At 63.1% G+C, this 9,923-nt stretch carries 8 protein-coding genes; 3 read left to right on the top strand and 5 right to left on the bottom strand.

Annotated features, from left to right (window positions below; genetic code table 11):
* Nucleotides 1-117: 117 nt before the first annotated feature.
* The 5 genes from BM300_RS08735 to BM300_RS08715 form a co-directional block, all read right to left on the bottom strand.
* Nucleotides 118-2,691 carry a bifunctional diguanylate cyclase/phosphodiesterase gene (locus tag BM300_RS08735; protein WP_092145855.1) on the bottom strand — a complete coding sequence of 858 codons (2,574 nt, stop codon included), beginning with the start codon at nt 2,689-2,691 and terminating at the stop codon, nt 118-120.
* Nucleotides 2,692-2,804: 113 nt separating this feature from the next.
* On the bottom strand, nt 2,805-3,485 hold the full coding sequence (locus BM300_RS08730; protein WP_092462554.1) for a DUF2238 domain-containing protein: 681 nt from the start codon (nt 3,483-3,485) through the stop codon (nt 2,805-2,807).
* Nucleotides 3,486-3,496: 11 nt separating this feature from the next.
* Nucleotides 3,497-5,296: a thiamine pyrophosphate-requiring protein gene (locus BM300_RS08725; protein WP_092462552.1), complete on the bottom strand. Its 1,800-nt coding sequence runs from the start codon at nt 5,294-5,296 to the stop codon at nt 3,497-3,499.
* 148 nt (nt 5,297-5,444) lie between these two features.
* Nucleotides 5,445-6,755 (bottom strand): ATP-binding protein, encoded by a 1,311-nt coding sequence (locus BM300_RS08720; protein WP_092225189.1) that lies wholly within the window; start codon nt 6,753-6,755, stop codon nt 5,445-5,447.
* A complete protein-coding gene (locus BM300_RS08715) occupies nt 6,752-7,492 on the bottom strand; it encodes a response regulator (protein WP_003202589.1) in 741 nt (246 codons plus the stop codon). Before BM300_RS08715 ends, BM300_RS08720 begins: the two co-directional genes overlap by 4 nt.
* Before the next feature lie 223 nt (nt 7,493-7,715).
* Here BM300_RS08715 and BM300_RS08710 point away from each other — a divergent pair, with 223 nt between their 5' ends.
* The 3 genes from BM300_RS08710 (at nt 7,716) to BM300_RS08700 (ending at nt 9,920) form a co-directional block, all read left to right on the top strand.
* A complete protein-coding gene (locus tag BM300_RS08710; RefSeq protein WP_092462550.1) occupies nt 7,716-7,979 on the top strand; it encodes a DUF2790 domain-containing protein in 264 nt (87 codons plus the stop codon).
* Nucleotides 7,980-8,147: 168 nt separating this feature from the next.
* Nucleotides 8,148-9,359, top strand: coding sequence for a cytochrome c biogenesis protein DipZ (locus BM300_RS08705; protein WP_092462548.1), 1,212 nt, complete (start codon nt 8,148-8,150; stop codon nt 9,357-9,359).
* 231 nt (nt 9,360-9,590) lie between these two features.
* Complete coding sequence (locus BM300_RS08700) at nt 9,591-9,920, top strand: hypothetical protein (protein WP_063320798.1); 330 nt, start codon at nt 9,591-9,593, stop codon at nt 9,918-9,920.
* The last annotated feature ends 3 nt before the right edge of the window (nt 9,921-9,923 follow it).

The raw sequence follows: 9,923 nt of genomic DNA, 5'->3' as shown, positions 1-9,923 counted from the left end.
GCGTCATCGCGAGCAAGCTCGCTCCCACAGGTGATCTTGGGTGTTCATGAGTCTTGTGTTCACCACGGGCCCACTATTGTGGGAGTGGGCTTGCTCGCGATAGCGGTAGGAAGTGGGTTACAGCCACCGCGGGGTGGTGAAGAACGAGGCCATTTCCGAGCGGGCCAGGGCGGCGCCGAAGTAGGGGCCTTGGACATGGTCGCAGGCCACGTTGCGCAGTTGGCTGAATTGCCGGGCGTTTTCGATGCCTTCGGCGGTGACCATGAGCCCTACGCTGCGGCTCAATCGGATCATCGCCAGGACGCCCTCCTTGTCATCCTCCAGGCCCAGCTGCGTCAGGATGTTGCGATCGAAGCGGATGCCATCGAACGGCTGGTCCAGTACCTCGCGCAGGGAGGCGATGCTGGTGCCGAATTTGTCGATGTTGATCCGCACGCCGAGGTCCTTGAGCGCATGGAGGGTGCTGGCGACGGTCTTGTGGTCGGCCAGCAGAACCCCTTCGGCCACTTCCAGGGTCAGCCGGTGAGGCGCCAGGCCGCTTGCTTGGAGGGCCTCTTGTACCTGGTCGAGCAGGAAGCTGCTGTTGAACCACCGGGGGGAAACCGCGATGGAGACGTTGACGGCGCTCGGCCAGGTGGCGGCCTCTTCACAGACGTTGATCAGCATCCAGGTACCCAGCTCTTCCAGTTGGCCCGAGGTTTCGGCCACCGGTATGAAGTCGGCCCCACCCAGTTCACCTTTCTCGGGGTGGTGCCAGAAGGTCTGGGCTTCGAAACCGTGCAATTGCTCGGCGCTCACGTCGAAGCGAGGCAAGTAGCGCAGTTCCAGTTGATCCCGTTGCATGGCGTCGCGCAGTTGCTGTTCGTATTGCCGCCGGTCGCGGGCCAGGTTGCCCATGGCTTCCACATACACGCGCCAGGTGTTGCGGCCGGCGGCCTTGGCCGCATACAAGGCGATGTCGGCGTGGCGCAACAGTTCATCGGCACGTTCGTCTCCGGGTTGCGACCAGGCAACGCCGATGCTGACCCCCAGGTACAGGGTATTGCCGTCCAGGTGCATGGGCCGTTGCATGCAATCGATCAGCCGTTCACAGAGTTGATCGAGATCGTCGGCATCGCCCGGGTCGGGCATGACAATGACAAACTCGTCACCGCCCAGACGTGCCACCAGATCAGTTCCGCGCACGTTTTGCTGGAGGATATGCGCCACCTCCTTGAGCACTTTATCGCCCACGGCATGCCCCAGGGAGTCGTTGACCGGCTTGAATCGGTCCATGTCCAGGTTCAGCAGCACCAGGGGCGGACGATCGGCTCGGTCCAGGTGCTCGCGCAGGCAATCGAACAAGCGGTTGCGGTTGGCCAGCCCGGTCAGTGGATCATGCAGGGACAGGTGCTTGATCTGGGCCAGTGCCCGCAATTCGTCGGTGATATCGGTGGCGGTGCCGCGAAAACCCAGGGTGCCCGCTTCGATGGCCCGCACCGAGAGTTTGCAGGTACGGATGCGCTGGTTGCGCGCGGTGTACTCGCACAGCAGCGGCGCCGAGGAGTCGCTGTTGGCACCGCCGAGCAGCCATTGGGCAATCGAGATCGAGCCGCCATGGGGGTGAAGCAGACGGTGCAGGGGTTTGCCCAGCCACTGCGTGGGACTGAAGCCGGTCACTTGTTCGAAGCGTTCCGACAGATAGGTCAGGGTCCCGGTCGAATCGACCTCCCACAACCAATCGGATGAAACTTCGGCAATGTCGCGGAAACGTTCTTCACTGCGTTCCAGCGCCTTGCGATGGGCCAGCAGGCTGGCGTACTGGCGTTCCTGGGCGCGGAGCATGGCCAAGGCATGGCGCAGAACGGCCAGGGCCAGAATCCCCAGCACGAATAACGCCACGGCCAGCAACGGCAGGAGGATTTTGCGCAGATCCTGGCCCGGGGTCTGCGGCCGCCAGGCCAAGGCTTCCAGGGTCAGGTTGTCGAGCAGCAGCTGGGCGGTATCGGCGGGGCCCGGTGTCCTGGCGATATGGGCATCGGGCAGGGCGAAGTCCCGCGCCAGGTTTTCCAGGGCGCCGGGATCAAGGACCTTGACGAAAAGCATCAGGCTGGGCGGGCCGGGGATTTCGGGCACGCTGCTGTCCGTGCCGATGGTGATGGCGGACGCGGCGACAAACGCAGGGGCGTCCTCGTGATGGAGCATCTCGACGACCACTTCGTCGTGATTTTGCGCAGCGGCGGCTTTTTTCAACAGCGCTCGCAAGTCGCCGGTCAGCCAGGTGTCGGCATTGACCTCACTCATCTGGCCGTCGATCACCGAATAGACGGTCTGGCCGGTCGGCGAAATGACAAACACGGCCTGGTAGCCATAGAGCGAATACACGCTGCTGCCGACGTTTTCCTGGTCGTAGGCCCATTCCTTGTCGACGCTGACATGCAGGTGCCGGTAGGCATCGCTCCACTTGGAATAATCGCTCAGGTCGCGTCCGATACCTTTGCGGATCCCCTCGACGGCCTGCTGGGCGAAAAACAGGCTCTGTTCACGGGCGCGGCGGTCCTGGACGCCGGTGATGTTGAGCAGCACGGCGATCGCCAGTGCGGACATGACAAACAGCAGGAGCATGATGGCCGGAAAAGTGCGACGGGTGAAACTTCGGGTTGGCGAACCCGGGGAAAGGACAGTTGAGTCATTGCCAGCAATTTCAATCATAAAAATAAGTCATCAGCCAAAAAGCGATTTCACCCGCACCTGTCTTATATCGGCTGGTGAGCTGATTTACTTAGTCGTGATCACACAGGAACCGGCGGATATGGGGGCTTGCGTCAGGTGCGAGCCTTGAAGCGCAGCGTCCATTCGAGGGCGAAGTCCCGCTGGCGGAGGTAACTGACCCCGGCGGCGGCCAGCAGGGTCATGAATGCGGCCAGCGCCGCCAGGGCCATGTCTTTTTGTGAGTCCCATGGGTCCTGTTGGGCGCCGACAAAGGCCTTGGCGGTATCGCCCCCGATGTAGGCGCCGCCCAGCCATTCGATGATTTCGTAAATCGCCGACGACGCAAGAATCAGGCTCCAGGCCAGGAAGTACCCCCTGAACCCCGTTGCTGGCGTAACCCGTAGCAAGGCCTCGCGCAGCGGATAGGCCAGCAGCAGGCCGTAGCTGAAATGCACCAGCCGGTCGAACTGGTTGCGCTGGAACCCCATGAATTGATCAAGCGACTGGCCTCCCGTCAGGGTCTGCCACCACTGGTTGTAAGGCACCTTGGCATAGGTGTAATGGGCGCCGATTTCATGGATGCAAAGGAAGACGAACAACAGCGTGGCGGACAGTCGGGAAAAGCTGAATCGCCGATGAACGGTCACCAGGACCACCAATAAGGCTATGACCAGCAGGTTCTCCGCCAGCCAGTCGCTGCGTTTTATCGGCGCAATGGCCAGCCACCCCCACACCACGCAGAACGCCAGGAGCAGGGACCGTTCATAGCGACGATGCAGCTCAACGGTTGGCATCGCGTCGTGCCTCACTCTTTATCCGTGCGCTGGCCCGGCAGCAGGGCGCCCAAGACCTGCTTGGCGGTCTCCACCACGATGCCTCGCTCGTTCGGGTCGCCCTGGAGCAGGGTCGAGGCAAACTTTTTCGCCTGTTCCAGCTTGATGTGCGGCGGCAGCGGTGGCACATCGGGGTCGGTGCGAAACTCGATCAGCACCGGACGACCCGCCGCCAGCGCGGTTTCCCAGGCCGTGGCCACGTCGTCCTCGTGCAGCACCAGGATGCCCTTCAAGCCAATGGATTCGGCAAACAGGTGATAGGGCACGTCGGGGATGTCCTGGGAGGCGGCGAATTTCGGATCGCCCTCCATGACCCGTTGTTCCCAGGTGACCTGGTTCAAATCCCGATTATTGAACACCGCGCAGATCCAGGTGCCATTGGCCCAGGTACGCCAGTATTTGGCGACGGTGATCAGCTCGGCCATGTTGTTCATCTGCATGGCGCCATCGCCCACCAGGGCGATCACCGGCCGCTCCGGATGACAGAACTTCGCCGCGATGGCGTAGGGCACGGCCGCGCCCATTGACGCCAGGCCACCGGACAGCGAACACATCATGCCGCGCCGGATCTTGAGGTCCCGGGCGTACCAGTTGGCGCAGGAGCCGGAATCGCAGGTGATGATGGCGCGCTCCGGCAGCCGGGGCGACAGTTCGAAGGTGACGCGCTGCGGATTGATCGGCTTGGCAGGGACCAGGGCGCGTTTTTCCAGGGTCCGCTCCCAGCGTTCGCGCCAATGCTCGATCTTCTTGCGCCAGGCGCGGTCGGGTTTTTCTTCGATCAGCGGCAGCAGGGCGCGCAGGGTGTCGACGCTGTCGCCGTGCAGGCTGATCTCCATGGGATAGCGCAGGCTTAGCATGTCCGCCTGAATGTCGATCTGTACGCCCCGGGCCTGGCCTTCAGGGGGCAGGAACTCGGCGTAGGGGAAGCCGGAACCGATCATCAGCAGGGTGTCGCAGCCGGCCATCAGGTTGTCGCTGGGCTCAGTGCCGAGCAGGCCGATGGTGCCCGTGACCCAGGGCAGATCATCCGGTACGGCGGCCTTGCCCAACAGCGCCTTGGCCACGCCGGCGCCGAGTTTCTCGGCAATGGCGATCACTTCGTCGGTGGCGTGCAGCGCTCCGGCACCGACCAGGATGGCGACTTTCTTGCCGGCATTGAGGACCTCGGCGGCCTTGCGCAGGTCCTCTTCGTAGGGGACGACGCTGGGCTTGCGGTAACCGACGCCGGAGTGAACCGTACCGTGCTTGTGGCGTGGCGCGGTGTATTCCATGTCCTGGAGATCGTTTGGCAGGATCAATGCCGTGACCCGGCGCTCGCCCACTGCCGTACGTACGGCGCGGTCCAACAGGTGGCGCACCTGGGCGGGCACACTGGCTTGCTGCACGAATGCTCCGGCCACGTCCTTGAACAGGCTGACCAGGTCCAGTTCCTGCTGGTAATGCCCGCCTAGCGCGGCGCGCGCCTGCTGGCCGCTGATGGCGAGCACTGGCATGTGGTCCATCCGGGCGTCGTAGAGGCCGGTCACCAAGTGGGATGCGCCGGGCCCGGAGGTGGCGATGCAGACGCCCAGCTCACCGGTGAACTTGGCGTGGGCGCAGGCCATGAAGGCGGCCATTTCCTCGTGGCGGGCCTGGATGAAGCGGATTTTTCCCTGGGCGCGGTTCAAGGCGCCAAAGACGCCGTTGATGCCATCGCCCGGATAGCCATAGATACGGCGAACCCCCCATTCGTAAAGACGTTCCACCAGAAAATCACCGACGGTCATGCTCATGCCTGTCCCTCGTTTCAGGCTGCGGTCGCTTGGCGCGACGTACAGCGGTTGACGTTCATACAGGACTTGACCGGCGTATGCCGTCCAAGGTTTCGATTTTTTCAAGGGCGCGGACCTGTGGTCGGGGGCGGCTCCCGCAGGGGCTGTGTCAGCTTGCGAATGCCAGGCGCAACTCGGCGCACAAGCCGCCGCCGTCGCGGTTGCTCAGGGTCAGTGAGCCGCCCATGGCGATCGCCAATTGCTGGGCGATGGCCAAGCCCAGGCCGGTGCCGCCGGTTTCCCGGTTGCGTGAACTTTCCACCCGATAGAACGGCTTGAGCACTTCGGCCAGTTCCTGCTCGTTGATCCCGGGGCCGCGGTCCAGTACCTGAATCGCCAATTGCCCGTTGTCGGCGAGCTGCACATGGATCTGCGCCGAGCCACCGAACTTCAGGGCGTTGTCCACCAGATTGACCAGCACCCGCCGCAGGGCATGGGGACGGGTGTCGATGACGGCGGCGTTTTTCCCGGTCAATTGCACGTCCTTGCCCGTGTCCTGGTAGTCGAACGCCAGGCTGTCGAGGAACGCATCCAGGCTGATCCGGCAACTGGCTTCGGTGGCGCCGTGGATGCTGCGGGCATAGGCCACACCTTCACGCACCAGGTGCTCCATTTCGTTCAAGTCGCTCCACAGCTTGTCTTTCTCGATCCCCTCGTCCATGAATTCAGCGCGCAGCTTCATACGCGTGATGGGGGTCTGCAAGTCGTGGGAAATCGCCGCCAGCAACTGCATGCGCTCCTTGAGGTAGGCAGCGATGCGGTCCTGCATGGCGTTGAACGCTTTGGCGGCATGCACCACTTCGGTCGGGCCTTTCTCGTCCAGGCGCACGCTGTGGGCGTTAGGATCGAGGGTTTCCACCGCCTCGGCCAGTCGGGTCAATGGGCCGACGGCGAGGCGCACGGCCAGCCAGGTGCAGCCGATCAAAAGCGCCAACTGCCCCAGCAACACCATCGGCAGCCAGGGGGAGAGGGGCGTCATTGCCGGGCGTACGTCGATGGTCAGCGGATTTCCGTCCCCCAGGCGCAGGTGCGCCTGATAGTGCATTTTCGGTCCGGGAATCTGTTTGAAGGTCAGGCCGTAGGCCTGGCCGATGGCTTCCTGGATCGAACTGACCGAGATCGGCGCGTCGGCAAGGTCCATCGGTTGTCCGGGCTGGCCTTCGTCGAGCAGGTAGCCATAGTTGCGCCGGGCGAGTTTCGGCAGCCAGGCCGGGCGTTCGGCGGCAGGCAGACGGTCAAGAATGGCGACGGAGGTCGAGACGTCGGTTTCCAGGTTGCCGAGCATGGTCGACTTGGCGCTCTGGTAGCGCTCGTAATACTGGACGCCGAAGGACAGCCCCTGGGCCAGGATCAGGCCGACCAGGAAGATCAGCGACAGCCTCGAGGCCAGCGTACGCGGCCAGCGCAACGACAGGTTCATACCGAGGCCTCGAGGATCTCCACCGGCAGCGAGAACACGTAGCCTTCGCTGCGCACGGTCTTGATGTAGGCCGGCTCTCGCGCGTCGTCCAGCAGGCGCTGGCGCAGGCGACTCACCAGCAAATCGATGGAGCGATCGAACAGGTCGGCGTCCCGGCCCTGGGTGAGGTTAAGCAACTGGTCGCGGTTGAGCACCCGTTGCGGATGATCGAGGAAGACTCGCAACAAACGATATTCGGCGCCGCTCAAGGCAACCATGGTGCCGTCGGTGTCCAGCAGGTGGCGGGCGGTGGTGTCCAGGCGCCAGCGCCCGAACGCCAGCAGGCGACCGCTTTCGGTGACCACCAGGTTGGGCGGCAGCATGCGGGTGCGGCGCAGCACGGCATTGATGCGGGCCAGCAGCTCACGGGCGGCGAAGGGCTTGACCAAGTAATCGTCGGCGCCCATTTCCAGGCCGATGATGCGGTCGGTTTCGTCGTTGCGCGCGGTGAGCATCAGTACCGGCGTGGCCTTGTGCTTGCCGGCACGCAGCTCCCGGCACAGCACGAGGCCGTCGTCACCGGGCATCATGATGTCCAGCACGATCAGGTCCACCGGGGTCGTTTCCAGGAAGGCGCGCATTTGCCGGCCATCGGCAACGACAGTGGTGCGCAGACCGTTCTTTTTCAGGTAGTTGCCAACCAGCTCTCTGATCTCGCGATCGTCATCCACTATCAACACGTGATCGACATGATCCATGGTGTCCAGCTCCTCGGCGTTTCGTTGTGAGCAGTCTACAGGCACCGGCTGGCCTGGCTCGCGGCGGTTTGTATTGCAGTGTATCTGGCGCGCGACGGATACACAGCGATGCAAAAAGCCACCTGGCTCGATACAGGCGCGATACCTGCGCGGCATTCAATGGCGTCCATCGAGGCAACACAACAGGCCTCGGCAGGTAAACCCATTGAATCGAGGAATCGCCATGAACAGCAAAGCCATCTACGCCGCCTGCCTATTCGCTGCACTGAACATTTGCACACTGTCGGCCCGGGCCGAAAGCAACGTGCAGGCGCAAACCTACGCCTACGGCACCCACCTGGACATCCAGAAAGTGCTGTCCCTCAGCGAAGACACCGAGCCGACCTGCGGCGTGGTCAACGCCCACATGACCTACCTGGATTCGGCAGGCCACAAGCAGGTGTTGGACTACCGCAAGTTTTCCGACAACTGCAGCAACCAGAACTGACCTGCTTTTGTGGCGAGGGAGCTTGCTCCCGCTGGGGCGCGAAGCGGTCCCTTTATTTTCCTGACGTACCCAGTTGTCAGGTCGATTTCGGGGGCTGCTGCGCAGCCCAGCGGGAGCAAGCTCCCTCGCCACAGGGTCTATGTCAGCTTATTATTTTGAGGTGTTGCCATGCTTCTGATCGCTTTTCTCGGCGGGATCCTGACGATCCTCAGCCCCTGCATTCTTCCGGTGGTGCCGTTTCTGTTTGCCCGGGCCGATCGCTCCCGTGGCTCGGTGCTGCTGACCCTTGGCGGCATGGTGCTGACGTTTGCCTTGGTCTCCAGCCTGGCGGTGGTCAGCAGCGAGTGGGTGCTGCGTGCCAGCAGCGTTGGCCGGCAAGTCGCCTTGGTGGTGATGGTGGTGTTTGCCTTGTCGCTGATCTTCAGTCGGGTCGGCACCTGGCTGGCGCGACCGCTGGTCAGCCTGGGCAATCGCCTGGACGCCGGCGCCGGGCGGATGGCCGGGCCTGTGGCTTCAGTGCTGATCGGGGTCGCCACCGGGTTGCTCTGGGCACCGTGCGCCGGACCGATCCTCGGGGTGATCCTGACCGGGGCCATGCTGCACGGCGCCAGCGCACAAACCAGTCTGCTGCTGCTCGCCTACGGCCTGGGCAGTGCCTTGTCCCTGGGGACGCTGATCCTGGCCGGGCGCGGGCTGGTCGGACGCCTGAAACTCTCGCTGCCGATCACCACCTGGCTGCGCCGGGGAACGGGAGCGGTGGTGTTGCTGGCGGCCGTGGCGATTGGCACCGGGGCGGATGACCGCTTGTTGGCGGCGACTTCCTCCCAACAATCGGTCACCTTGGAAAAAAGCCTGCTGGAAAACGTGCCCAAGGCCATCGACTATGTGGTGAGCAAGGCTGGCGCAAGTTCCATGCCGGCCCTCGAATCCCAGGGCACCATGCCTGCGCTGGACGGCGCGGTGCAATGGCTGAACTCACCCCCGCTGAGCAGCGAATCACTCAAGGGCAAGGTGGTGCTGGTGGACTTCTGGACCTACGACTGCATCAACTGCCAGCACACCTTGCCCTATGTGAACGGTTGGGCGAAGAAGTATGAAAAGGACGGGCTGGTGGTGATCGGTGTCCACACCCCGGAATACGGCTACGAGAAGATCATCGACAACGTCCGTGAGCAGGTACGCAAACTGGACATCCACTACCCGGTGGCGATCGACAATCAGTATGCGATCTGGCGCGCCTTCAACAATCAGTATTGGCCGGCCCATTACTTCATCGATGCCAAGGGGCAGGTGCGCTACAGCCATTTTGGCGAAGGGCGCTACGGCGAGCAGGAGCAGGTGATCCAGCAGTTGTTGCAGGAGGCCAAGGCAGGCCAGTGATACCTGTGGCGAGGGAGCTTGCTCCCGCTGGGGCGCGAAGCGGCCCCTTTATTTTCCTGACGCACCCAGTTGTCAGGTCGATTTCGGGGGGGGCTGCTGCGCAGCCCAGCGGGAGCAAGCGCCCTCGCCACAAAAGCTCACATAGGCACATGTCGGTGCAGCGGTGCTGGCCCCTTGCTCATTTGCATAGGATCAAACTTCTTTTCTTTCAGAAAGTTGGGCGACAAACCTATGCGTATTTCTATGTGGGTCGTGGCGACGTTTCTCTTGGCCGCCGTTTCGCTTGAGGTCCAGGCCAGGGCGCTGACGCAAAACCAGCAGTCGGTGTGCCGCTGGGGTTCGGACATCGCGGCAGGGGCGCAGGCGTCGAAGCTTTCCGGCGTCAGCCTGTACGGCGCGCGCAAGAAGCTGCAAGTGCGCAAGTTTCCCCGGCCCTGGATGCGCATGACCGCCCTGGGCATTACCGAGCAGACCTACAACAGCGCCTCGCGTCTCAAGCCGGCCGCAGTCAAGCAGACCTACTACGAACAATGTGTCCGTCATGAACTGGCGCGACGATAGGCC

The sequence above is a fragment of the Pseudomonas sp. NFACC46-3 genome (assembly GCF_900114515.1).
GTDB classification, from domain to species: Bacteria; Pseudomonadota; Gammaproteobacteria; order Pseudomonadales; family Pseudomonadaceae; genus Aquipseudomonas; species Aquipseudomonas fluorescens_Q.
This window is presented reverse-complemented; position numbering and strand designations above follow the sequence as displayed.

Bases quoted from the DNA above. Each gene is read 5' to 3' on its own strand.
- BM300_RS08705 (WP_092462548.1), top strand. From the start codon at position 8,148: ATGCTTCTGATCGCTTTTCTCGGCGGGATCCTGACGATCCTCAGCCCC.
- BM300_RS08725 (WP_092462552.1), bottom strand. From the start codon at position 5,296: ATGAGCATGACCGTCGGTGATTTTCTGGTGGAACGTCTTTACGAATGG.
- BM300_RS08735 (WP_092145855.1), bottom strand. From the start codon at position 2,691: ATGATTGAAATTGCTGGCAATGACTCAACTGTCCTTTCCCCGGGTTCG.
- BM300_RS08715 (WP_003202589.1), bottom strand. From the start codon at position 7,492: ATGGATCATGTCGATCACGTGTTGATAGTGGATGACGATCGCGAGATC.
- BM300_RS08710 (WP_092462550.1), top strand. From the start codon at position 7,716: ATGAACAGCAAAGCCATCTACGCCGCCTGCCTATTCGCTGCACTGAAC.
- BM300_RS08720 (WP_092225189.1), bottom strand. From the start codon at position 6,755: ATGAACCTGTCGTTGCGCTGGCCGCGTACGCTGGCCTCGAGGCTGTCG.
- BM300_RS08700 (WP_063320798.1), top strand. From the start codon at position 9,591: ATGCGTATTTCTATGTGGGTCGTGGCGACGTTTCTCTTGGCCGCCGTT.
- BM300_RS08730 (WP_092462554.1), bottom strand. From the start codon at position 3,485: ATGCCAACCGTTGAGCTGCATCGTCGCTATGAACGGTCCCTGCTCCTG.